This is a genomic window from Microbacterium resistens, assembly GCF_031456305.1.
GTDB lineage: Bacteria > Actinomycetota > Actinomycetes > Actinomycetales > Microbacteriaceae > Microbacterium > Microbacterium resistens_A.
This window is the reverse complement of record NZ_JAVDUM010000017.1, coordinates 1-21578: the sequence shown is the minus strand read 5'-3', so window position 1 is coordinate 21578 and position 21578 is coordinate 1. Positions and strand designations below refer to the sequence as shown.

The following is a 21578-nucleotide window of genomic DNA, read 5'->3' as shown; positions in this document are numbered from 1 at the left end:
GGTGGGCGGCGAGCTGCGTCAGTTTCCCGCGATGCCCTGGGCCTTCTGGAGGGCCGCCATGAAGCCCTGGATGTCGCCCACGCCGTTGTGGGTCTGGCGGAACTTGGCGTAGCCGCCCTCGGCGAGGACGTGGCGAAGGAGGGTGAGGACCTTGCCATCCTCAAAGGCCTCCAGGGCGTCCAGCGTCCAGTCGTTGGTGGGGACGACGGCGTAGGTCTCGTCGTCGTACTCGAACTCGATGAGCGAGTGGGCTGCCTCTGCGGCGATGGGGTTGGTGGTCTTTCGTGCGGCCATGCTGTGTAAACGCTCCTTAGCGCGGATGGGAGTGGGTTTGGGTATGCGCGGGGGAAGAAGGAAGAGGGACGCCCCCGCGCGGGACGCCCCTCTCAGGTGCGGTGTGGGTCAGTCGCCCGCAGGGGCGACGTACTCCGGGTCGGTCTCGATGTCCGTGTAGAGGACGCCGTCAGCGTCCGGGAAGATCACGACAGTGATGTCGTAGACCGTCGGCTCGGTCTCGGACTCCTTGATTTCGGCGACCTCCTGAACCTCGGCGGTCTCGACCACGCGGCGCTTCTTGCGGTCGCCATCGCGGGTCTCGAAGCCGATGGAGAAGCGGTCACCGGCGACCGGGACCTTGACGACGCTGCGGCGGGTGCCGTTCAGCGACTCGCGGTCGGAGCCGGGGTTGACCAGGCCGAAGGTCGTGGAGTTGTCCTCCAGCGCGACGAAGCGGATGGTGCGCTTGTGCTTCGACTTCGAGCGGCGGACGAGGATGCCTCCCCAGGCGAAGCGCTCGGAGGTCTCGTCCTCGCGCTCCTCGGTGAAGCCCTCCTCGCCGTCCAGGAGGCCGACGACAGCCCAGCCGAGTGCCCAGGGGGCGATCAGGTCGGTAGGCGCGGCCACGTTCGGGTCACGGGTGATGTAGACATCTGCGCCCGCCCACTGGGCGGTGTTCTTGGCGTTTCCAGCCATTGGTTAGTCCTTTCGGGAGAGGTGGTGCGGACGGAGCCGCGCGGAGAGGGACACGAACGCGATGGGGCGGCCCGTGTCGGTGTCCGTCCCGGGGACGGGGCCGGAGAGAGCACCGAAGCCCAGGAGGTCATCGGTGGACAGCTCGGCGAGAAGGACGGCCTCCACGTCGGCGGCCAGGGACATGGCGGCCCCCTCGTCCACGGCAAAGACGGTCAAGCGGACATCCGCGGAGGCGGACACCTGGGAGCTGCGGACAGGGACGCCGGAGCGGACACGGATGTGTGGACGGGACAGCGGCACGCCAGTGGCCAGGTCCGGGCGGGACATGGACACGGAAGCGTCCAGCCCGTACAGCGGGAGGAGGACGCGGAGTGCGTCCCGCGTGGCCCGCTGCGGATCGGAGAAGCGGATGGCTAGGGCGCTCACTTCTTGCGCCCAACGGACAGGCCCACGGAGCGGGCGGCGGAAGTGAGGTAGCCGTGCTCGGCCTCTAGGGCGACGCCACCGGGGTGAGCGATCGTCACGCCCTCGCCTACGCGATCCGTTCGGTAGGCGTCGCGGGCGATGTTGGCGGGGCCGTCGTGAGCGATGACACGGCCAGCCAGGCGGCTCGCCATCGTGTCGGCGAAGGCGGCGACCTCCTTGCGGACGCCGGGGCTGTTCAGCGCTGCGGCGCGGATGCCGGGGTAGTGGAGCTTGATCTTGGGCTTCATCGGCGTACCTCGTGACGAGTCATGTGGACCGCGGTCAGGACTCCGGACGCGAGCGAGTCGCGCGGGACAGGATCAGAGACGGCCCGCCAGGCGTGTCCGTCGCGGTCCAGGACTAGGAACTTCCCGGCCAGGTCTGTGAAGCGCCGGAGGATGAGGAGGGCGGCGTCATGCTCGCCCAGGTGGACACCCTCGATCTCCTGGACAGCCAAGGAGGGGCGGGCCAGACGGGCGCGGGAGAGCGGGACAGCGGTGGACAGGTCGAAGGCCCACTTGCTGGTCGGCTCGCCGTAGGAGTCCAGGGCGGGCGTCCCGCGGACGATGCGGAGGCGGTCGGCGCGGGCGCGTGCGATGGTCAGCATTAGGAGGTGTCCCCCAGACCAGGTAGCGGCGGGTCGCCTACGGCCAGGAACGGGACAGGGCGGGAGCCCACCACGGGCACGTAGATGGTGGCGGCGAGGTCCTCGGGGTCGGGGATCATGCGCCGTCCCCATAGGCGCTCGGTGTTCGGAGGCTGCCGACAACGCCAGCGGAGCCGGAACGGCCCATGGAGGCCTTGCGGATCAGGGCCAGCTCGCGGGCGGTCAGGAAGACGCCGGAGGTGTCGGTGAGGCCCACGGTGTGCTCGCCAAGCGTCTCCTGCTGGATGCCGCGGGGGTTCTCGAAGGCACGGCGAGCGGCGGTGCGGATGACGATGTGGATGAGGCTCGGAGCGGCGGCGGTCCAGCGGTCGGCGAGAGTGGGGGCGACCTCGGCGAGGACGAGGGCGGTGGCGTCATCCAGGGCTGCCTGGAGGCGGGCGCGCGTGTCGCCCTCGTCCAGGTCGATGGCCTCCAGTCCCATGCGGAGGGCGAGGTCCGCCAGAGAGGGCGGGAGAGGTGCGGTCATTAGTGCTCCAGATGGTCGGCGGGGGGACGGGAAAGGGGGCCTCCCGCGGTGGAAGACCCCCTCGCTCAGGCCGTCGCTTACGGAGCGGTCACGTCCGGGACGTGGATGATGCCGCCGTTCTCCAGCTCGGTGAAGGTCACTGCGCGAGTCGTCTTGTTGACGGTCCGCTTGAAGGTCGGCAGGAAGCCCACGCCGACGAAGGTGGCGACGATGCTGCGGTCTACGGTCTTGTCGGCGTCGTAGTCCCGCATGTAGCGGAGCGAGTAGCCGCCCTCGTTGATGGCCTGGCCGAAGGCCGCGCCAGCAGGGACAGCCGGCGCACGGGTCACGAGCGTGACGGCGTCGCGGTGGAGCGCGATCACCTCGTTGTCGTCCAGGCGCGTGTGCTCGATGAGAGTGAAGCCCGCTACCTTGCCGACGTTGCCCTCGCGGAGCGCCGTGGTGCTGCCCGACTGGGAGGCATCCTGGATGGCCTTGGCGTTCAGGAGGTCCATGTAGACCTGGGTGCCGACGGCCATGTTGAGGCCCTCCAGCGGCACGCCGTTGTCACGGAGCTTCTTGCGGATGGCCAGGAAGTACGTGATCGGGTTGGCCGCGTCGTACGCCGGGAGGCCCGTTGCCTTGGGCACGCTCAGGAGCTTTGCGGCGACTCGGTCCTCGATGTCCTCGGCGATGCCCTTGGCCTGCGGGCGGAGCACCTGGCCGGAGAAATCCGTGAGGTTGAGGTTCAGGTCCTCCTCGGACAGCGGGACCGCGCTGTAGACCATCTTCTTGTCCAGGTTGAGGGTCGTCCCGGCCTCCACGATGGCGTCCAGCTCAATGCTGGTCGTCACGTCGTTGATGTTGCGCTCGCGCGGCAGGAGGACGGTCGGGTACTTCACCTTGATGGGGCGTCCCGCGGTGCCCGGGGCGAGGAACTCGTCCTGGTAGTTGCGGCTCACGAGCGCGGAGAGATAGGAGTCTTCCTGCACGAGCTTGGCGGCAACGGTCGCGACCTGTGCGGCGTCGTAGTCGAAGGTGTGTCCAGTGGAAGTAGCCATGGTGGGTGTCCTTTCGGGACGAAGGGGATGAGGGAGATGGCTTAGAGGAGCGACTTCACGAGCGCGTCCAGGTCGGTCTCGCTCTTGTCGTCACCGCCCTGGCCGGGGGTGAGCTGAGGCTTGGGCCGGGTCGCTGGGGGCTCGGGGGCCGGGTCCTCCTCGGCGGGCTTGCCTGTGCCCAGTGCTGCCTTGAGGGCCGCGACCTGCTCGGCGATGGCGTCGGGCGTCTCGCCGGAGATGAAGCCGTGGAGCGCCTTGTCCAGGCCCAGCTCGTTGAGCTGGGTCGTGCGGGCAAGGGCGGTCTTCTCGGCGTTGAGCTCGGCGAAGTCCTTGCGGAGCTTCTCCAGCTCGGTCAGCTCTGCGTCGGCCTTCTCCTGCTCGGCCTTCTTGAAGGCGGCGGTCTCGGCCTTGGCTGCCTTCTCGGCGTCGCGGGCGGAGGTGAGGGCGCGCCAGGCAGTGGCAGCGTCGAAGTCCTCGCCCCAGGGGTGGGTCTGCTCGTCGGTCGTCTCCTTGGACGGCTCGGTGACAGGCTCGGGCTGGGCGGGGTTCTGGGCGTCGGGCATGGGTGGTTGCGTCTCCTTGGACGTTGTGGATGCCAGGGCCTTGCCTGGACATGAGGGAGTAGCCTTGCGCGCGGCTCTTAGCGTGGCGAAAGGCTGGTTGAGCCCTGATGTGGCCAGGGCACGAGAAAGGCCCTCAGCGCGGGTCTGAGGGCCTTACAGGTGGGTGGTCTGAGGAGCTAGAGCCCCCAGGCCATACGGATGGCGGCGAAGAGGTCTGCCAGCTCCATGCGTTCCTCGGGGTCAAAGAGGGCGGAGGCCAGGACCGCGTCGCGGGCGTCGCGGGTGGTGCCCCCCTCGGAGAGGATGCGGGCCAGCTCGTCGTCCACGATTTGGTGGACGCCTTGGGCTGCCTCGTCGTCCTGGTGGATTGCGAAGAAGCCCAGCGCGTCCGGCGTGTACGCGAAGAAGCCGACGGGTCCAATGCTCGGGAGCGTCGCGACGGAGACGTAGGCGGTGCCGGTCTCGGGGAGAGTCGGCCAGCGGGGCGGCGTGTAAACGTCGATGAACTCGGGATCATCCCAGGTGCGCTCGGCCATGCGGCCTCCTCTCGGGGTCAGTCTAGGGTCAGGTGGTGCGGGGCATTGAGACCCATCCCTTGCCGTCGTCGTCCAGGGGGATGACCTCGGCCTGAACGTGCCAGACGCCGTTCTTGCGCTCCATAGAGTGGATGAAGAGACGTGTGCCTCGCGCCAGAAGAAGCTCGCGCTCGCTCGGGTAGCTGGAGTCAGGGGACAACCAGATGGACGGGTAGCCAGCCGGGACCTTGATTTCCAGGGCCAGGTCGCCACCAAAGGCGGCGGTCTGGCCTACTGACGTTGACATGTAGCCGTAGTCCATCTGGATCGACCCCACGAGCCCCCTGGGGTCATGAGGTGGGATGGAGCCATGTCGGATGCCCAGGGCGTCGGCGAAGGCGTCCAGGCCGGAGCCGCGGCGCACAATGACATCCTCGGGCATCGGTTGCATGGCCTCGTCCAGGTGCTTGGTCTGCTCGACCCAGTCGCCGGAAGGAGTGCCCTTGCCGCGGCGAAGGTTGCCGTTCCATGGTCGGTAGGAGCCACCGGAGTAGACGCTGGCCGCACCACGTCCCTTGCCTTCGGGGGCACGGGGGACGTTCTTGTTGGCCCAGTCGGTGCCTTCGGAGTTGGTGGCGTGCCGGAGTCCGCCGTCCATGCCCTTCTGGGAGGAGGTGATGCCGTTGATGGCCTTCCAGTCGGCCAGGTTCCTCTCGTAGGTCCGCCTGCGGCGGCCGAAGAGGCGGGCGTCCTTCTCGAAGGCAGCTCGCGCGGCATCCGGGACGCTCTTGGCGACCTTGATGGCTGCCAGGGCCTCGGCGTAGAGGGCGTCGTCCACGTAGTGGTTGGCCTTGAGGTAGTCCAAGGCGCTGAGGTCGTGCTGCTCGATGACGCGGAGGAAGTAGCTCCAGTTGTTCGACTTGGTCAAGTCGTTCTTGGGGTTGCCGGTCTTGGCGGCGTAGTCCGCGAACTTGGCCTTGGAGTTCTGGGTCCAGGAGTTGAAGGCGGAGGGGCCGACGGGGGTAGGCGCGGACGGCTTGACGGGGGCCTTAGGGGCGGGCTTGCTCAACCACTTCTTGCGGAGTTTCTCGGCTGCCTCTTCGGCTGCCCTGGCTGCGGCGGCCGCTGCCTCTCGGGCAGCCTTCTCAGCGGCCTCCTTGGCCGCCTGGGCAGCGAGCTTGGCCTGCATGGCTTGGAGAAGCTTGGCCTGCTGCACGGCCTTCTGAGCGGCTGCTGCGGTGCGGGCGATGGCCTCGGCTTCCTCGGCCGCTTTGGTGGCCAGGTCGTCGGCGTAGAGCTTGAGGATGTCATCTGAGGTGTAGCCGTTGACCCAGCGCGCCGAGATGAGCGCGGAGGTCTTCTGGCGCTGGCCTGCTGCTCGACGGACGGCGTTGATCGCGGAGAGGTCCGCTGCGGAGAGCTGGCGGATGTCCTGGTAGCCGTTCTCGTAGGCCCAGTGGTAGGCCTTGGCATCCTCGGTCCAGCCGCCGTCCTCCTCGTCGTAGGTGACTAGGCGGACAGAGCATCCACAGCGGTCGTGAGCATCGAAGTTGGCGGTGTCCTCGGAGTAGACGGGACCGCGGCCAACGAGCATGGCACAGAAGCCACAGGGGTTACCGTCGGAGACGCGCGCCCAGCCCTTGATCTTCTTGTGAGCCTTGGAGATAGCGATGAGGTGATCGCGCGAGGCGTTGATGATCTGGCGCTTGGCGCTGCCCAGCATGTCGGCCTTGGCCTGGGCGAGAACGGCACTGTTCGGGAGGCCCTTGGCGTTGAGGAAGTAGGCCTTGTTCAGGTGCTTGCCGGTTGCGCCGGAGAGGGAGGCCTGGATGGCGGACGTGGGGTAGGTCTTCTTGGCGAGGTCGGCCAGGTCGGAGGTGTCCAGGCCCTTCCAGGCCAGGAGGTTCCGGTAGTAGGTGGTTGCCTGTCGCTCAGCGAGGACTCGGCCCGTGCCAATGATCGGGGTGGCCTTCTCGCGGAACGCGAGGAAGGACTTGGTGATGTCGGTGGGGTCCAGGGTCTCGTCCCAGAGCGCGGCGAGCGCGGCCTGGACGGCTGCGGCCTGCCGGACCTGGGCGAGCTGGTGGGAGCGTGCCATGGCAACGGCTGTTGCGGCCTTGGTAGCCATGACACGCTCCTCTCAGTGGGTTAGGCGTCCTCCAGGACCGTGGCCTCAGAGGTGGGTAGGCGGAGCGATACGGGCACAGCGCCAGTCAGCTCGACACCGTCCAGGCCTGCCTGTGCTGCGGCAGACTCGCCGGAGACGCCAGCGCGGACAAGGGCACCGAAGGCGTCAGCCTTGGCCTTGACCTTGGCGGGGTCCTCCGCGGCGGGTGCTGCGGTGGTCGCGGCTGCTGCCTGTCCGGGGAGGGTGGACTGACGCTCCAGCTCGGCCGTTAGGGCCGTGATGGGATCGACTGCGGCCAGCTCGCGCCAGCGCTGGAGGTCCTGCTCGGTGATGCCGGGGACCTTCTCCCACAGGGCCTCCGCAGGCACGTTTAGCATCTGGGTCATCTTCCCCAGGGCGTCCACGGTGGCGGCCAGGTTGGTGCCATCAGCGTCGCGCCAGCGGACCTGGGCGTCCTCGGCTGGCTCGGCGTCGCCGTTGGCGCGTGCGGCCAGTCGGAAGACCTGTTCCCAGCTCTCGCCGAAGATGGTCTCCAGCTCGGTGCGCTTGCGGCGCGTGGAGTGCTGCATGTTCAGGAGCGTCTCGCCGGAGACGTTGACCATGTCGCCCATCATCACGTTGGGGGACATCTGCCCGATGGCTGCCAGGGTCTTCACGGCGTTCTCGTAGGCGGTGTGATGTCCGCTCAGCTCGGTCTGGGCGAAGTCGCCGAACTTGGCCTCTGGCGAGTCGGAGACCCAGAGCCGGTTCACTGCTGCCTCGAACGTCTCCACGGGCTTACCGAAGTTCGGGGAGTCCGGGTCCTCGTCCACAGGGATGGAGAGGCCGGTGGCCCACCGCTGCCGGAAGGAGGCGTACTGGATGGCGATGAGGGTGGCGAAGCTGATTTCGTTTACACGGTCTTGGAGGGGGATCAGCGGGGCGATGAGGCCGCGGGCTTGCCCATCCAGCCGGTCGCGGAAGCGGACCCACGGGACGTGACCCAGGGTGTGCGTGAGCGACTTACCGGCCTTGTACTTGCCGTCCTCGGTGACCTCGAACGGGACAACCTCGTTGCCCTCGTAGACCTCCAGGAGGCGGCCCTTGCCGTCGGCGGTCTTACCCAGGAGGCGGACCGCCTGCTGGGGCCACTCGTCGTCCTCGTCGGCGTACCAGGCCATGGAGCGAAGCGGGGAAAGTGGCTTGATGACGGGGCCGTTGTCGCCGGGGAGGACCAGGACGTAGCTTGCGCCGTAGTCCAGTGCGCCGCGTATGGCGATGGTCTGGCGGGCGTCCAGGCCGTTCTTCTGCCAGTGCGTCCAGGCGGTCTCGTCGTCGGTGCTCTTGGGGGTTCGGTAGCCCTCCACAAAGAGGTCTCGGGCGAAGGTCTCGCTGACCAGGGGGAGCCAGTTGGTGATGGCACGCTTGGCGAGGTGCTGATACTCCTTCTTGGCCCCACGCGGCATGTAGGCGTCGTCGTGGTCGCCGTCCAGGTACCGCTTGGGCTTGCCCAGTCGTGCATCCTTGGCGAGGTCAGTCTGGAGCTTCTTGTCCAGCTCCTCGGCGAGCTTTGGGGTGATGGCCATGTAGCCGCCTTTCGGAGCTAGGGGGTGAGAGGCCCCGGTGCGTGTGGTTTGAGGGAGTCATGTCCCTATCGCGTGGGCGCGCATACACCAGGGCCTTGCATGGGTGGCTAGAAGCCGATGAGCTTCCCGACGCGCTTGCGGCGGCGGTTGAGGTGCCCGTCGGCAAGGACGCGGGAGCGGGCCATGCGGGCCAGCACGAGCGCCGCGAGGGCGTCCACCTTCTTGGGGGACTCGCGGGTTTCCTTGCCGAAGTAGACGCCCCAGCGGTTGATGCGGCGTCGTCCGTTGAGGACGTGTCGAGTGAGGATTTCGTGGGCCTGGAGACCTGTGCTGGAGCCGGTGGCCAGCTCGTGAGCGGTCCAGGGGAGTTCGTGGTCCGTGATGGAGCGGTGCAGCGCCTCGACGGCGCGTGTTGTATCCATCTGGTGCCCGCGCATGTCCCAGCCGATGGCGTGCCGGGTCGTGGCCTTGACCAGGAGTCGCTCGCCGTACTCGTCGCGCCAGGCGTCCACGTCCGTCTCCCAGTAGGCGACATCCGAGAAGAAGGCGACGACGTCCAGGTGGGCGAACGCCCAGGAGACGGCGTCGCGGACGTCCTCCTTAGGGACAGCCCAGCCAACGCCGGTAGGCCCCTCGGGCTTCTCCCAGATGGCGAGGAGCCAGGGGGAGCCGTCGGAGACGCGCACGGCGACGAGCGCTGTGGAGTCGTCTGTCAGCGAGCCATCGAAGCCCAGGGTGACCGTGTCGCCCTGGGAGCTGCGCCGGTTGGGGTCGGCCAGCGTGAGCTGAGGCGTGGTGTCGTTGCGGTTGGCGTGCCACTCGACGGGAGCAATCCAGGAGTCGGCGGCGGCCACGATCTGGTTGAGGTAGAACCGTCGCGCCTCTTCGGGGGGCGTGTCTGGGTCGTAGACCTCGGCGAGGATGCGGGTGAGGTCCACCCAGCCGTCGGTCCGCCCCTCGGGGTTGTCGTCTCCCAGGCGGGCCGCGTCGCCGTAGGCACAGCGGAGGCCATGGAGTACGGCGGCCTGGTCGGCCAGGTCGATGTCGCTGGGAGCCTCGCGGGAGTCGTAGAGGATGCCCTGGTCATCGGAGATAGTGCGGCCCTCGCGGATGGCGAGCCAGGCGAGGTAGGAGCGCTCGGCGACACTGTTCTGACCAGGACCGTGGGCGTTGGTGGTCTCGATGCCGCGCCCGTTGACCTTGGCGAGGTTGCGCCGGACGACGCGAGCGAGCTTGGCCCCACCGTTGGAGTCGGTCCAGTGGTGCGTCTCGTCCATGATGGCGAACGTGGGGCGCGCGCCTTCTTGCGTGGCGGCGTTGGCCGTGACGGGCACGATCTTGCCGCCCGTGGGAAGAAGGATGCGGGTCTTGCCGATGCTGTTTTCGTCCAGCCCGAAGTCCTCGAAGAAGTCCGATCCCTCGGCCATGGATCGGATGGCCGCCATGGTGTTCTCGGTCTGCGTCTCGGAGACACCGGCAATCACGATCCAGGGCATGGGGTGGGCGACGCCGACAGGGCGGCCCCAGGTGTCCCACCCGCCGAAGCGCACGGGGCCAGTCAGCTCGGCGAGTGCGAGCGCGCCGAGGAAGGGGGACTTGCCCCAGCCCTTGGCGCGCCGGAGGATGCCGCGCCGGTAGATGAAGCGGCCATCCTTGTCGATCGCGTAGAACCACAGGACGAAGTTGAGCTGTTCGACGGTGAGGCGGAACGGGTCCCCAGCGCCGTCGCCGTCAGGCTGGATCAGGTAGTGCTCGATGTGCTCAATGACGCCGATGCCCAGCGTGGGGATGGCGGGCGTGCCGTCGGCCTTGAAGGGGAACGGCTCGACCGTCAGGACGGGGTCGGAGCGTGGCGGCTGTGCCATGGTGGTCCTCTCGGCGGTGAGAGGGCCAGGTAGATCAGAAGGGAGGCTTGTCCTCTACAGGGGCAGGGGTGGGGTCGGCAGGGCGACGCATGCGGTCGGCCAGGCCGCCAGCGCCAATCGGAGTCACCGGGGCGAGCGCCTCGACTGGCGAGGGCTGGACGATGGTGAGCTTGGCGCGGAGACGGTCCACGACGGTCGCACCCAGGCGCTCCTCGATCAGCCGCAGCTCGGAGATGGCAGCGGCGGAGGCGCGTGGCGCGGTCATCGTGTCGTCCTGGAGGCGGACAGCGCGCTTGAGTGTCTGCCAGTCGGTGGGCTGGAAGATGGAGGCCTGAGGCGAGCGTCGCCAGGTGTCCCACCACTCGACGGTGGCGGCATGCGGGTGCTCGATGATGTCGTAGGGGAACTCGGGACCGCGGAGCTGGCCGTCATCGACCAGGGCGGTGCTGCCGTTCTGGCGGCGCTTGGTGTCGCGCTCGCGCTGATGGGCGAGCTGCGGGACAGGTCCGGGCACGGCTGCACCTCCTTGGCGCGTGTAAACGGGGGCGGATGAAGACCCCGGCATGGCGAAACGGTGCCTCGAAAGGCGATGCAGGCCAGCGGCAGGGGGCGGTTAGTGGGTGGCAACTCCCAGGAAGCTCACAGCGTGTAAACCCTGGAACTCGCGCGCACTGACAGACGCTATGCCCCTCCGGGAGGGAAGGTGAGGGGGTAGGGGGAGTCCCTCCCCAGGGTGCTGTCGGTGCTCAGCGGATCGGCGACCGGGCGCTGGGCTGAGGTCAGCGCCGGAAGGCTGGATGTGGCTCGGGTTCGCGAGCTTGCTTGAGTCGCGGTTGCTGGGCCTCATGCCCCTCGGCGCTGCTCTTGCGGTCGTGATGCCAGCGACAGAGGGCTTGCAGGTTGTCCTCGTCATGGTTGCTGCCTCGCACGATGTGGTCCACCTGGTTGGCAGGGTGTCCGCACTTGCGACCCTGCGAGTCGCGAGCCTGGCAACGGTAGTTGTCACGTCGGAGCACGCGGACGCGCCTGGTCTGCCAGTCGTAGGGCAGCTCGTCCTTGCGGGTGCTGGTCTCCCATCCCATGGGCGGCCTCCTTGAGGGTACGGAAAAGCCCCCGTGACCAGGCGGGTAGCACTGATCCGGGGGCGGCCCTCGTGGAGATAGGGGGGGTGGGTCTCGAACACGGGGGCGGATAGAAGATGGAGGCCCCGGCCCCGGGAGCTTGTCTCAACCGGGGGCGGGGTCTTTGGCAACGGGGGCGCTCTGATGCGTGGTTCTCCCGCAAGGACTCGAACCTCGATTGCCGCGGCCAGAGCGCGGTGTCTTGCCATTAGACGAAGAGAGATGGGCCCCGCGCTGGGCCGTTATCAGTAGCAACGCGCCCAGTCGGCGGGGGTTTGAAAGAGGGTTTTCCTCTCCCACTTAGTAGTGGGCCTGGCTGCCCAGACTTAGAGGAGGAGGAGCGTGTAAACGCACAGGGTCACGACACCGTCAGGGGCCACCACGAAGCGCCGGTAGGTGACGCTCATCGGCTGGGCTCCTCGCCTGTCGGGATGGTGTCCAGTAAGGCCAGCTCAGCCTCCAGGTCCTCGGGGGAGGGCAGCACCGGGAGAAGCGCCGCGATGGCCACGAGCTGGCGACCCATGGCCCCGACGGCGGCGTGGATGCTCAGCCCCTCGCCGCGGGCCGCGTTCAGGGAGCGCGCCGTGACGATGCGGGCGAAGTAGTCCGCGGGCGTCTCCTTGGCCGGGTCGCACGGGGCGCTCTGCATGGCGGTAAGCGCCTTGTCCAGGGGGCTGGAGGCGAGGGAACCAGGCTGTGGCGGCTCGGGCCGCTCGGCCAGTGCGCTCACGCGCTGACTGCCTCGATAATGTCCTCGGGCTGGTCCGTGAGGAAGACGGACGCCAGGTAGGTCGGGGGCGTGCCCGCGCTGCTTCGGATAGTGGAGTAGTGCGTACTGGAGACCTTCACGCGAAGGTTGCCATCGCTGCGGGTGAAGACCTGGCCCAGCGGGTAGTCGTTGAAGACGTCCAGCGCCGCGCGGGCCGGTGCAGCGTGCGGCTCCAGTCGGTTGATGAGCTGGCGGACCTGCTGAGCGCTGAGATATACCCCGCTCATGCTCGTGCGCAGGAAGGCGGCCCCGTTCGCGGGGTCAACGATGTTCTCGATGTCGAGCGCGTCGTCATCCTTATCGGTCAGGGTCAGGCGGTTGGTGGTGCTGGTCATGGGGGGGTGTTCCTCTCGTTGGTGTCGAGGAGGAGTGCGCCTGGGGGTGATGGACTGCCCAAGTGGGAGTTAGCCACCCAGCCAGGCGTTTAGCGTCACTCGGGTCACGCCAGCGTCTTTTGCGAGACGGGTCCGCGTGGGGGTGATTGCTGCCATGGTCCGCTGGGCAAGGAAGCGTTGGGCGGCGCGGATGTCGCTACTCTCGATGGACGGGCGTCCGGCTCCGCTCGGGGCGTGGGTGCTGAGCCCGCGAAGCACCGTACCTCCATGCGCCGCGTACCAGGCATCTCTGAGCGGACTCGGCTGTCCCTCTGTGTGTACGGGAGGGCGACGCATTACCCAGCGCGCGACCTTCGCGGCTGCTGCGACGTACGTGGCCGCCTGGGAGGCCATGAGCCATTGCCCTACGCCCTCGGCCGCTCGCGTGGCCTCTACGTGCAGATGCTCGCCTATCGTGGCGCGCCGGAGGTCAAGCCCCGCGGACCGTCGCGCCTCAGGTGCGGCGCTGTTGATGGCATACCTGGCCTTCTCAAGCGCGGGCTCCCAGCTCGGGGGGTCCGGCTGTTCTTGGACCCACAGGCGGACGGTATGGGCGGCATACGCCGCGCCGCGGAGCGTCGCCTGGGAGTCAGCGCCGGAGTAGGGAAGCGTGGTGGCCCACCCTACCGTGTTGAGTGGCATGCCTAGGATGAAGTCCGCGTCAATGCCGTGGGACTCCAGGTCCCACCGGACCAGGGAGGCCGCCGCGAGGGCGACATCCATAGTGACCCGGTAGTGCGCGGGGACGGAAGTGGTCATCGCCCGGCCTCGAAGTCGGCTTCGTGCACGAGGTCTTCGGCGAGGAGACGTGCGGACGCGGCGTCGTCGGTCTTCTCGATAGCCTCGGCCATCGTGTCGATGAGAAGCTGTGCGCGGGCCTGCGACAGCGCCGTCTGGCCCTTGCGGCCCTGCAAGCGCAGGAAGTACACGTCCGGCCCCTCCGCGGGCCACAGCCCCTTGGGGTTCACGCTGTAGACCGAGCCGTCAGCGTTGAATCGGATTTCCAGTGTGGTCGGGGTCTCGTTGACCTCGCGGGCGATGCGGCGGGCGGCGGTGGTGATGGTGTGGGTGCTCATGTAGAAAACTATACACACGGAAATCCGGTTTGTATAGTTTTGATCCGATCCTGACCGCAACGAAATCGCCCCGCTCCTCTCCGAAGAGTGGGCGGGGCGTCTCGCTTAGGTTGGCGAGCGTTCCTCTAGGAAGGCGGTGAGTGCGTCGCGGAGGAGTTCCGCCTCGCGGACGTTGACCTCAACGCTCATGGTGTCATCCTTTCACGCACAGGATGGTCTGGAGGCGCGCCACCGGCTGGACCAGGTCACGCTGGGCGGCGATGACGGAGTCCAGGTCCTTGTAGGCCAGGGAAATCTCGTCCACCACGCCCTCGTCGGTGCGCGCCTCGATGCCCTGCATGGTGCGGGCCACGTCGGCGGCGGTGTACGTCTTCCGCGCTTTGGTCCGGGACATCTTCCGTCCGGCCCCGTGGGAGGCGCTGTAGAAGCTCTCGGGGTTGCCCAGACCGCGGACGATGTAGGAGCCGGTGGCCATGCTGCCCGGGATCAGCGCCAGCTCGCCGGAGCGTGCGGAGATCGCGCCCTTGCGGGTGACGATCATCTCGCGCCCGTCGATGACCTCGGTGGAGACGTAGTTGTGATGGCAGTTGATCTCGTCGCCGAAGGTGACGATGTGCCCTACGCGCCCTGTGGGTGAGTCGAAGTAGGACCGGAGTTCGCGCTTGACGAGCTCCATCATGATCGTGCGCGAGTGCATGGCGTACTCCTGCGCCCATCGGAGGTCGTGGAGGTAGGCGTCCATCTCCGGCGTGCCCGTGTAGAAGAGCGAGAGCTCGCGGAGGTGCGGCGGGAGGTCGGCGTTGGCCGGGAGGTCTCGGGCGACCTCCATGTGACGCTGGGCGAGCTGGTTGCCGATGCCACGGCTGCCGGAGTGGAGGGTGATCCAGACGGCGTTGTCGTCGTCGGTCGTCAGCTCGATGAAGTGATTGCCGCCGCCCAGGGTGCCCAGGGATGCAGCGGCGCGACGGTACATGCTGACCACGTCGGCGTGGAGGTTCCCGAAGCGGCCCATGAGGCCGTAGGCCGCCGTGGCGAAGCGGGAGGGCAGCGCCTCTCGGGAGTCGCGCATGGAGTCATGCGCCGCGAAGCCCACGGGGACGACGGACTCGAAGCGGGAGCGGAGCTTGGCGAGGTCGGTGGCGGTGAGGTCCTCCAGGTGGAGGGAGGTCTTGACGGCGTTTACACCACAGCCGATGTCCACGCCGACGGCAGCCGGGGCGAGGGCCTGTTCCATGGCGATGACGGAGCCGACGGTCGCGCCCTTTCCGAAGTGGACATCGGGCATGACGCGGAGGCCGTGGAGGCCGGGGAGCTCCGAGACGTCGCGGAGTTGCTGGAGGGCGGCGTCCTCGATGGTGGACTCGTCGGCCCAAGCGAGGACAGGGGCAGCGGTGTTGGTGAGGGTGATGGGGTAGGTCATGCGGGGGTCCTTTCGGTAGGCGTGATGATGTCGCGGAGTTGGGTGATGACACGGGTTAGGAAGCCCGCCGCCTCGTAGGCTCCTTGCGCCCGGAAGAGCGCGCGCCGGGAGTCCCAGCCCTCAGCGAGCTTCTCGACGGCGGCCAGCTTGGCGGCCAGGGCGTCGCGCTCGGCCAGCGCCCGAACGGCCAGGGTGAGGTTCGGCGCGAGGGGGAGCGGGGCGGGGAAGATGCGCCGGTAGTCGGCGACCGCGCGGGCGATGGCGGCGTGGACGGGCAGGGCGTCATCTGGGCTGTTGGCGTGGGTCATGGGTGGGTCCTCTCAGGAAAGGGGAGGAAAAAGTAGACGAACAGGGCCAGGGCGACCATGACGTAGAAGCCCAGCGGTGGGTCTTCGGGGAGGCGGAACCAGCGCTTGGTCATGCCTTGGCCCAGCCGTCCAGGATCGCGATGAGGGCCTCCTGGGGCGCTGGGGCGAAGTCCCAGGCGTCTACGCCGACGTGGATGCCGCGGGAGGGTCGGACCACGTAGTAAGAGCGGGTCCCGTCGAACTCCAGGCGGTGGTTATCGCCGCCCTCCATGTGCTCGCGCTCGGGCTGGTGTGTGTGCCCGTGGATGATCGGGAGACCGAGGTCCGGGAGTCGCCACTGGTTGTGTCGGCTGGCCTTGGTCCCGCCGCGGTGCGGCCCCTCGCCGTAGGAGGCATAGGGGAAATGCGAGAGCGCCACCTCGTGGCCGCCGATGCGCCGACGGAGGAAGGGGGTGATCGTCTCGAAGACCTCGGCGTAGCGCGGGAACCACTTGGCGAAGGTGGAGCGGTGCATCGGGTGGACCGGGTCGTGGTTGCCCGCGATCAGGTGCTTCTTGCCGGGGAGGCGGGTGAGCACCCCCAGAGCGGCCTCTACCTTGGCCGTTGCGCTCGTGCCGGTGACGTCGCCCAGGACGTAGACGGTGTCCTCGGGCTGGACGTTGGCTACCCAGTTGAGCGCCAGGGCCTCGTCGTGGTCACCGGGGTACTCGAAGCCCCGGATCGCGGCAACCTTGTCGTGGCCTAGATGGAGGTCGGAAGTGTAGAAGGTCTGGGGCGGGCGGGTCATGTGAAGGCCTTTCGGGGAGCGGTGGGCTGGGTCATCGGGGTTCCGGGAAGGTCTCGGCGGCCGCGCCGCCCTTGCGGTAGATGGCCATGGTCCACTTGTCGCCGTCGCGGTACTTGTTCCAAGCCTTGATGAAGATGGCGGCCCATACGTCGGCCCCCGGCTTCTTGTCCCGGGCACTCTCCAGGCGGTCGGCCCAACGGATGGCGGCCAGGATCGGGTGGTCGAAGTCCAGCCCCGCCCCTGAGCGGAGGTGCTCGAAGTAGGCGGCGGCGTCTGCGATGTCCAGCCCCTCGAAGATGTGGATGATGAGCGCGTAAACGGTGCTCGGGCACTTCCAGCTCGGGCGACTCTTACGCACTCGGTTGGCGAGGGTCACGCAGTGCTGGATGTGGGCCGCGTGCTCCTCGTAGTACGCCAGGAGCGCGGCGTGGCTGAGCCGGTACTTGGTGGCCAGCCCCCCGTGGGTCAGCTCGGCCCCGCGTGCGCCCTGGTCCCACTTGGCGAGCACGGCAGTGGCGGCGGCTACGCTGGCGACCATGGTCAGGTCGGGAAACTTCATCTTGAGCACGTCGGCGAAGGAGCGCCGCGCGCCGGTGTCCACGACGGTCATGGCCTCGGGGACGATGCCGGTGGTCAGGAGCATGGGGACGGTCACACCCGCCTCCACGACGGCGTAGAGGCGGTGCTGGCCATCCAGGAGGACCCCGTCCGTGGCGACCGCGACACCCTGGTGGGTCAGCCTCCACGCCCCCGCCTTCATCTGTGCGGCCAGGAACTTGACAGTGTCCGGGCGGACGTTTCGATTGCGTACGTTCGCGGCCAGTAGGCGCTCAGCCTGCTCGGGCGTCATGTCGATGATCTGGGTGGAGATGGTCACGGTGTGCCCTTCGGGGTAGTGAGAGATGGAGGTGGGGGTGAAGTTGGAGGTCATGCCACCGCCGCCTTGAGGTGGCGCGTCCCGCGCTGCTCGGCACGCCAGCTAGCACCGAAGCGGGCGCGGTACGCCGGAGAGGCGAGCGGGTCGCGGAGGGCAGGGCGGGGGTCGTGATGGACGCGGCGCTCGCGCGACTCCTCCAGGAGGTCGTCGTCCGTGTCGCGGTGGAGCGGGATCGGGACGGTGACCAGGACGCGGCAGGTGGAGGCAGCGGGGAGGGTGTTCACGGAAGGCTCCTTGCGTGGTGGGGATATAGTCAGGCGAAGCGGAGGTGGTCCAGGCGGTTGAGGCCGTAGCGGCGGCCATTGGTGCCGGTGAAGTAGACGACGCCGTTGGAAGGTGGTGGCTGCGGCGGGCATGTATAGCAGACTACATGCGCAAGGCTCCTTACGCAAGCGGGAGCCCGAAGGCCCCGACTCAGAGTCGGAGGATCGGGATTGGCTGGGTGCTGCCTAGGAGGTCCTCGAAGCGGAGCGAGGAGTATGCCAGTTCCAGGGCAGGGGTCCAATCCTCGGCGGCGGCGAGCGCGGCTCCAGGGAGGCGCATGGCGTGGTCCGCGAGGATGGCAAAGGTGTTGGTGATGCCCTCAACCCCGCCCCCGATGTCGGTCAGGTGCTCCAGCAGGGCAGCCAGGGCGTGGTCCAGGTTTCTCAGGAGTGGGGTCTGGATGTAGTCCTCTGGGCCGTGGGTATGCAGGGGGAACTCTCGGTGCCGGAGGTGGTAGACGTGGTCCCGGGCGGCTTCCTCTACTGCGTTCAGATTTGGCATGAAGGGACCGGGCGTGCGAGGGAGTGGGCGGGACTTGGTGGGTGGGGTGGCCTCTTTGGCATGGCGCTGCAATCTCCGGTTGCTTGGGACGTAGGGAGGGTATGACGGAGTGACGGAACTATCGTCATATCCCTATCCAGCCTTGAGAGAGAGAGAACCTAGAAGCTGGATAGAGAAATGACGGTAGTTCCGTCAGAACGTCAGACTAGTGATCGTAGCGCGGCTCGTAAGGAGCCTTACGGCTGTGACCGGACCGTTATGGGCATCCCCTCCGGCGCACCGTCGCGGCGTCAGGCGCACTCCTTACGGCGTTTCCAGCGTCGGCGAGGGGGCGTGCGGGGTCTACGCGCCCGTATAGAGGTCGTCATCCTCTACGTAGGGGTGGTCTCGGACGACATGCTCGACCAGTGAGACGCGCGTCTCTATGGCTGCCCGCCCCTTGGTGATACGGATTTCTTGGTAGTGCTGGCTGAGGAGGTCGCGCTGGTAGGCGATGTCGCCGTCAGCCACCGCCGTCGCCCACTCCTCGGCATGCGAACGGCCTGTAGGCACATAGACGGCTTCCGTCGGCGGCCGAGACGCCAGGAGGTGGTCGCGCTGCGCCTGGAGGGACTGGAGGGCCGTGAAGCGGTCGGGCGTGGCATCCTCGGCGAGGAGGATCGTTGCCTCTCGGATGGCAGCCAGCACGTCGGCCAGCGCGGCCTCGTGGGTGGCCAGGGCATCGTTCTTGGTCGTCTCGGTGAACACTTCCAGGTCCCCGAACTCGGCCAGGTGGTCGGCGATGACGTAGGCCTCCAGGATGTCTGCGCCGATGGTGGCCTTCTCGCGGCACTTGGAGGTGTTCTCATTGCAGCGGTAGTCCGCCCGACGGGTATGGCCGTCCTGCATGCGCCGGTTGACCGCGTAGAGCTTTGATCCGCAAGTAGCGCACACGACTAGCCCGGAGAGCAAGCGCGTTGCCTTCTGGCGCTGAGCGACTCTGGGGCGGTACTTCCCACGGTCGTCGGGGTTGTTGACGTGGGCGCGGATGGCCTCCAGCTCGGCGGGGGTGAGGATCGCGGGCCACCACTGGCGGGGCGCACCGGAGGCGTCACGCATGACTCGGAGCGCGGTCTTCTTCTCGCGGGGCGTGCCGGTCTCGTCGTTGGAGCGATCCACTACCCACTCGTGACGGCGGCCCAGGAGGGTGTCTCCGGTCATGATGCTCTGGACGCTCTGCGTGTGCCAGAAGCCGCGGTCTTCGGTGTCCAGGTCGGAGGGCAGGGGCCGTCCGGCTATCGTCAGTGTCTCGGCGCGCCTATAGCCGGAGGTCGCGGTCGGGACGCCCCGGTCCGTCAGCTCCACTGCCAGGTGGCTCGGTAGCTCGCCGTTTGCCAGCCGTTGGGCCAGCTCCCGGGCAATGGCGGCCTCGCGCTCGCGGATGACCAGGGTGCGCTTGCTCGGGTTCTCAGGGTGCGGGACGGCAGCGTATCCGAAGGGCACGCGCCCGCCCTCCCAGTAGCCCTGCTCCTTGAGGTAGCGCTGGGATGAGCTGACGCGGGCGATGGTGTTGCGGCGCTCCTTCTCGGCGGTGTCCAGGGAGAAGGCCAGGCGGAGTTTCCAGTAGTCAGGGTCCGCGCCGGAGTCGATGGACTCGCGTGCCGCAACGAAGCGTCCGCCGCTGGCGTCTACGGCAGCGATAATCGGGCCAGCCTCGCCGATGCCCATGCGGGACCACCTGTCTACGGCGTAGACGGCTAGGATATCTACTTCGCCGCGCCGGAGCATGGCTAGAGCATGCTGGGCGTTCGCGCGTTGCTTCCCGCCGCTCTTGCCATCATCGGTCAGCGTCAGGACCACGTCCCAGTCCTCGCGCTCGGCGAGTGCCAGAAGCTCCTCGTTCTGCCGGACGATTGAGGTGGAGGCCTCAGCCTTTCGGGAGAGGCGGAGGTAGAGCACGGCCCGGAGGCGGGCGGTCTGGCGTGTGTGCATACCGTTCAGGTTAGCGGACGCCGTGCTCGTCCGGAGCTCAGGTCGGGTGCTGCTCATCGACACCGGCCCCGATCCGGAGCTGTTGCGCAGATGCCTCGCCCATCTCGGCCTCGCCCGAGTCGATCTGCTCGTCCTCACGCACTTCGACAAGGACCATGCGGGCGGAGCGCCCGCGCTGACCGGTCGGGTGGATGAGGTCAGGCACGGTCCGCCCGATGGCGCGCAGGACGAGCGACTGCTGCGCCGTCTGAGCGAAGGCGGTGCACGGGTGACCGCGGCGGCAGCCGGGCAGGAAGGTCTGCTCGGCGAGGCGCGTTGGCGGGTGCTCTGGCCGCGGCGGGTCGAGCCGGCCTTCCCGCCGGGCAACGACCTGAGCGTCGTCCTGGAGGTCGAGGGCGGAGGGGTTCCCCGGTCGATCTTCCTGGGGGACATGTCCGCCGAGTCGCAGGCCGTGCTCGGGCGGCGAGTGCACCCTCATGGATATGCCGTCGTCAAGGTCGCCCATCATGGGAGCGCCGATCAGGATCCGGCGCTCTACGCGGCGCTGGCCCCAGCCGTCGCGCTCGTCTCGGTCGGGGCAGGGAACGACTACGGACATCCACGGCGGGAGACCCTGGAGATCCTTCGTCATGTCGGCGCCCGGATCCTCCGCACGGACGAGTCGGGCATGATCCTCCTCGGCCTGGACGGGGAGCGGATCCGCCTCTGGTCCGAACGGTCGGCCCCGTGAGAAGGCCCGCCAGGAGCGTCGGATGCCGCTCCTGTCTACTCGTCGGCAGGGCGTGTGTCCGTGATGGTTCCGCTGCGCAGTGTTGCGACGATGCTGATCCCCTCATCGAACCCGTGAGCCAGCGAGACGACCGGCTCCCGTACCGCTTCGTCCCAGGCGGAAAGGCACAAAAGCCGCCCTGCATTGAAGGTAGCGGCACCTTCGACCACAGGCGAGAAGAGGCTTACAAGTACACCATCGGAGAGGTGCCGGTGGATTCTGACCCACCGTCCGACTCAGATGGCGACTACTTCGTCGCGACGCTAAGCGTTCCCGGTTTGGCTTCGGGGAGCGACAAAGCGTGGACTCCGGACGTGCGTATTCGGGTCGCTGACGGTAAAGCGTGCGTTCTAAGCGTCAGCAGCTGATCGGCTAGATCCCGGTGACGAAGGGCCGGCCGCAGCTGCTGCAGATTCCGTAGCCAACCGCCGCGGCCGACCCACATTGCTGGCATGGGAGGGCCAACGCGTGCCTCAGGTAGCTCGACGCCGCACCGCGAGCCTGGAGGTGATGATCACTACGACATTCTTCGCGGTCGCGACTTGTGCGAGCACGCTATCCGACCGTCAGGCAGTTGCGATGTGGCAATTCCTGAACCCCATCAAGTTGGCCGCCTGCATCTTGAACGTCTGCAACTCAAGTGGCGACGGGCATCGTCGACATCATGCTTCTGCGTGTTTGGGCTGGGTGAGGTCGACGCGCCTGCGCCGTGCTTATCCCGCGCCGGGCGCCCGATACCGTTGGCATTGCGGTCAAAGTCGACGAGGACTGGTGCGCCGCCGAGTCCGACAAGGTGCAGTCCAGCGTCTCGGGAAGTGTGAGGGAACCTGCACTCACCGGATAACGAGTGAGTAACGAAAAGCTGAAAGATTGTATCGGCTCGTCCGTGTCTAGGTGCAGGGTGAAAGCAACCTTGGGATCGGCGAGAGATCCCATAGACCGGTGGCGTCCCTCTGAGTGGTGGAGATTGTCAACACCGGCGAGGTCAGCTGTTTTGATTATGCCGCGATGAGTTCGGGGATGCTCTCCTGTTCG

The 21578-nt window shown here is 67.7% G+C and carries 25 protein-coding genes and 1 tRNA gene; 1 reads left to right on the top strand and 25 read right to left on the bottom strand.

Annotation, left to right across the window (positions count from 1 at the left end; genetic code table 11):
* Positions 1–18: 18 nt before the first annotated feature.
* The 25 genes from J2Y69_RS16570 to J2Y69_RS16450 form a co-directional block, all read right to left on the bottom strand.
* Positions 19–294: a hypothetical protein gene (locus J2Y69_RS16570; protein ID WP_310022821.1), complete on the bottom strand. Its 276-nt coding sequence runs from the start codon at positions 292–294 to the stop codon at positions 19–21.
* Positions 295–402: 108 nt separating this feature from the next.
* Positions 403–972 (bottom strand): phage tail tube protein, encoded by a 570-nt coding sequence (locus J2Y69_RS16565; protein WP_310022819.1) that lies wholly within the window; start codon positions 970–972, stop codon positions 403–405.
* A gap of 3 nt (positions 973–975) precedes the next feature.
* A complete protein-coding gene (locus J2Y69_RS16560) occupies positions 976–1398 on the bottom strand; it encodes a hypothetical protein (protein WP_310022817.1) in 423 nt (140 codons plus the stop codon).
* Complete coding sequence (locus J2Y69_RS16555; protein ID WP_310022814.1) at positions 1395–1685, bottom strand: hypothetical protein; 291 nt, start codon at positions 1683–1685, stop codon at positions 1395–1397. The genes J2Y69_RS16560 and J2Y69_RS16555 overlap by 4 nt, the downstream gene beginning before the upstream one ends.
* Entirely contained in the window at positions 1682–2044 is a 363-nt protein-coding gene (locus tag J2Y69_RS16550; RefSeq protein ID WP_310022812.1) for a hypothetical protein, read from the bottom strand. Before J2Y69_RS16550 ends, J2Y69_RS16555 begins: the two co-directional genes overlap by 4 nt.
* Before the next feature lie 115 nt (positions 2045–2159).
* The gene (locus J2Y69_RS16545) at positions 2160–2570 is read right to left on the bottom strand and encodes a hypothetical protein (RefSeq protein WP_310022810.1); all 411 of its coding nucleotides are present in this window, start codon (positions 2568–2570) and stop codon (positions 2160–2162) included.
* A 77-nt stretch (positions 2571–2647) separates the two neighbouring features.
* Complete coding sequence (locus J2Y69_RS16540) at positions 2648–3610, bottom strand: P22 phage major capsid protein family protein (RefSeq protein WP_310022808.1); 963 nt, start codon at positions 3608–3610, stop codon at positions 2648–2650.
* A gap of 41 nt (positions 3611–3651) precedes the next feature.
* Positions 3652–4173: a hypothetical protein gene (locus tag J2Y69_RS16535; protein ID WP_310022806.1), complete on the bottom strand. Its 522-nt coding sequence runs from the start codon at positions 4171–4173 to the stop codon at positions 3652–3654.
* A gap of 176 nt (positions 4174–4349) precedes the next feature.
* Positions 4350–4709 carry a hypothetical protein gene (locus J2Y69_RS16530; RefSeq protein ID WP_310022804.1) on the bottom strand — a complete coding sequence of 120 codons (360 nt, stop codon included), beginning with the start codon at positions 4707–4709 and terminating at the stop codon, positions 4350–4352.
* A 28-nt stretch (positions 4710–4737) separates the two neighbouring features.
* On the bottom strand, positions 4738–6816 hold the full coding sequence (locus tag J2Y69_RS16525) for a VG15 protein (RefSeq protein WP_310022801.1): 2079 nt from the start codon (positions 6814–6816) through the stop codon (positions 4738–4740).
* Positions 6817–6836: 20 nt separating this feature from the next.
* Positions 6837–8381: a phage portal protein gene (locus J2Y69_RS16520; RefSeq protein WP_310022799.1), complete on the bottom strand. Its 1545-nt coding sequence runs from the start codon at positions 8379–8381 to the stop codon at positions 6837–6839.
* Between the two features lie 107 nt (positions 8382–8488).
* Complete coding sequence (locus tag J2Y69_RS16515) at positions 8489–10246, bottom strand: hypothetical protein (protein ID WP_310022797.1); 1758 nt, start codon at positions 10244–10246, stop codon at positions 8489–8491.
* A 34-nt stretch (positions 10247–10280) separates the two neighbouring features.
* On the bottom strand, positions 10281–10760 hold the full coding sequence (locus tag J2Y69_RS16510) for a phage terminase small subunit (RefSeq protein ID WP_310022796.1): 480 nt from the start codon (positions 10758–10760) through the stop codon (positions 10281–10283).
* Between the two features lie 265 nt (positions 10761–11025).
* Positions 11026–11328 carry an HNH endonuclease gene (locus tag J2Y69_RS16505; protein ID WP_310022794.1) on the bottom strand — a complete coding sequence of 101 codons (303 nt, stop codon included), beginning with the start codon at positions 11326–11328 and terminating at the stop codon, positions 11026–11028.
* A gap of 188 nt (positions 11329–11516) precedes the next feature.
* Positions 11517–11590, bottom strand: a tRNA-Gln gene (locus tag J2Y69_RS16500).
* A 180-nt stretch (positions 11591–11770) separates the two neighbouring features.
* Positions 11771–12097, bottom strand: a complete 327-nt coding sequence (locus tag J2Y69_RS16495; protein ID WP_310022792.1) for a hypothetical protein — start codon at positions 12095–12097, stop codon at positions 11771–11773.
* Entirely contained in the window at positions 12094–12471 is a 378-nt protein-coding gene (locus J2Y69_RS16490; protein WP_310022790.1) for a hypothetical protein, read from the bottom strand. Before J2Y69_RS16490 ends, J2Y69_RS16495 begins: the two co-directional genes overlap by 4 nt.
* Positions 12472–13265: 794 nt before the next feature.
* Entirely contained in the window at positions 13266–13586 is a 321-nt protein-coding gene (locus J2Y69_RS16485; protein ID WP_310022788.1) for a hypothetical protein, read from the bottom strand.
* A 193-nt stretch (positions 13587–13779) separates the two neighbouring features.
* Positions 13780–15006 (bottom strand): RtcB family protein, encoded by a 1227-nt coding sequence (locus tag J2Y69_RS16480; protein WP_310022786.1) that lies wholly within the window; start codon positions 15004–15006, stop codon positions 13780–13782.
* On the bottom strand, positions 15003–15314 hold the full coding sequence (locus tag J2Y69_RS16475) for a hypothetical protein (RefSeq protein WP_310022785.1): 312 nt from the start codon (positions 15312–15314) through the stop codon (positions 15003–15005). The genes J2Y69_RS16480 and J2Y69_RS16475 overlap by 4 nt, the downstream gene beginning before the upstream one ends.
* A gap of 109 nt (positions 15315–15423) precedes the next feature.
* A complete protein-coding gene (locus J2Y69_RS16470; protein ID WP_310022783.1) occupies positions 15424–16101 on the bottom strand; it encodes a metallophosphoesterase in 678 nt (225 codons plus the stop codon).
* A 31-nt stretch (positions 16102–16132) separates the two neighbouring features.
* Positions 16133–17032, bottom strand: coding sequence for a hypothetical protein (locus J2Y69_RS16465; RefSeq protein ID WP_310022781.1), 900 nt, complete (start codon positions 17030–17032; stop codon positions 16133–16135).
* The gene (locus tag J2Y69_RS16460) at positions 17029–17262 is read right to left on the bottom strand and encodes a hypothetical protein (RefSeq protein ID WP_310022779.1); all 234 of its coding nucleotides are present in this window, start codon (positions 17260–17262) and stop codon (positions 17029–17031) included. The genes J2Y69_RS16465 and J2Y69_RS16460 overlap by 4 nt, the downstream gene beginning before the upstream one ends.
* 190 nt (positions 17263–17452) lie before the next feature.
* Positions 17453–17803 carry a hypothetical protein gene (locus tag J2Y69_RS16455; RefSeq protein ID WP_310022777.1) on the bottom strand — a complete coding sequence of 117 codons (351 nt, stop codon included), beginning with the start codon at positions 17801–17803 and terminating at the stop codon, positions 17453–17455.
* A gap of 342 nt (positions 17804–18145) precedes the next feature.
* The gene (locus tag J2Y69_RS16450; protein ID WP_310022776.1) at positions 18146–19774 is read right to left on the bottom strand and encodes a recombinase family protein; all 1629 of its coding nucleotides are present in this window, start codon (positions 19772–19774) and stop codon (positions 18146–18148) included.
* On the opposite strand from J2Y69_RS16450, the gene J2Y69_RS16445 reads away from it, so the two are divergent.
* A complete protein-coding gene (locus J2Y69_RS16445) occupies positions 19767–20504 on the top strand; it encodes a ComEC/Rec2 family competence protein (RefSeq protein ID WP_310022773.1) in 738 nt (245 codons plus the stop codon). The genes J2Y69_RS16450 and J2Y69_RS16445 overlap by 8 nt on opposite strands.
* The last annotated feature ends 1074 nt before the right edge of the window (positions 20505–21578 follow it).

What these genes read in the sequence shown, in the direction of transcription:
- J2Y69_RS16570 (WP_310022821.1), bottom strand. Translation starts at nt 294, where the DNA reads ATGGCCGCACGAAAGACCACCAACCCCATCGCCGCAGAGGCAGCCCAC.
- J2Y69_RS16565 (WP_310022819.1), bottom strand. Translation starts at nt 972, where the DNA reads ATGGCTGGAAACGCCAAGAACACCGCCCAGTGGGCGGGCGCAGATGTC.
- J2Y69_RS16555 (WP_310022814.1), bottom strand. Translation starts at nt 1,685, where the DNA reads ATGAAGCCCAAGATCAAGCTCCACTACCCCGGCATCCGCGCCGCAGCG.
- J2Y69_RS16550 (WP_310022812.1), bottom strand. Translation starts at nt 2,044, where the DNA reads ATGCTGACCATCGCACGCGCCCGCGCCGACCGCCTCCGCATCGTCCGC.
- J2Y69_RS16545 (WP_310022810.1), bottom strand. Translation starts at nt 2,570, where the DNA reads ATGACCGCACCTCTCCCGCCCTCTCTGGCGGACCTCGCCCTCCGCATG.
- J2Y69_RS16540 (WP_310022808.1), bottom strand. Translation starts at nt 3,610, where the DNA reads ATGGCTACTTCCACTGGACACACCTTCGACTACGACGCCGCACAGGTC.
- J2Y69_RS16535 (WP_310022806.1), bottom strand. Translation starts at nt 4,173, where the DNA reads ATGCCCGACGCCCAGAACCCCGCCCAGCCCGAGCCTGTCACCGAGCCG.
- J2Y69_RS16530 (WP_310022804.1), bottom strand. Translation starts at nt 4,709, where the DNA reads ATGGCCGAGCGCACCTGGGATGATCCCGAGTTCATCGACGTTTACACG.
- J2Y69_RS16525 (WP_310022801.1), bottom strand. Translation starts at nt 6,816, where the DNA reads ATGGCTACCAAGGCCGCAACAGCCGTTGCCATGGCACGCTCCCACCAG.
- J2Y69_RS16520 (WP_310022799.1), bottom strand. Translation starts at nt 8,381, where the DNA reads ATGGCCATCACCCCAAAGCTCGCCGAGGAGCTGGACAAGAAGCTCCAG.
- J2Y69_RS16515 (WP_310022797.1), bottom strand. Translation starts at nt 10,246, where the DNA reads ATGGCACAGCCGCCACGCTCCGACCCCGTCCTGACGGTCGAGCCGTTC.
- J2Y69_RS16505 (WP_310022794.1), bottom strand. Translation starts at nt 11,328, where the DNA reads ATGGGATGGGAGACCAGCACCCGCAAGGACGAGCTGCCCTACGACTGG.
- J2Y69_RS16490 (WP_310022790.1), bottom strand. Translation starts at nt 12,471, where the DNA reads ATGACCAGCACCACCAACCGCCTGACCCTGACCGATAAGGATGACGAC.
- J2Y69_RS16485 (WP_310022788.1), bottom strand. Translation starts at nt 13,586, where the DNA reads ATGAGCACCCACACCATCACCACCGCCGCCCGCCGCATCGCCCGCGAG.
- J2Y69_RS16480 (WP_310022786.1), bottom strand. Translation starts at nt 15,006, where the DNA reads ATGACCTACCCCATCACCCTCACCAACACCGCTGCCCCTGTCCTCGCT.
- J2Y69_RS16475 (WP_310022785.1), bottom strand. Translation starts at nt 15,314, where the DNA reads ATGACCCACGCCAACAGCCCAGATGACGCCCTGCCCGTCCACGCCGCC.
- J2Y69_RS16470 (WP_310022783.1), bottom strand. Translation starts at nt 16,101, where the DNA reads ATGACCCGCCCGCCCCAGACCTTCTACACTTCCGACCTCCATCTAGGC.
- J2Y69_RS16465 (WP_310022781.1), bottom strand. Translation starts at nt 17,032, where the DNA reads ATGACCTCCAACTTCACCCCCACCTCCATCTCTCACTACCCCGAAGGG.
- J2Y69_RS16455 (WP_310022777.1), bottom strand. Translation starts at nt 17,803, where the DNA reads ATGCCAAATCTGAACGCAGTAGAGGAAGCCGCCCGGGACCACGTCTAC.
- J2Y69_RS16450 (WP_310022776.1), bottom strand. Translation starts at nt 19,774, where the DNA reads ATGCACACACGCCAGACCGCCCGCCTCCGGGCCGTGCTCTACCTCCGC.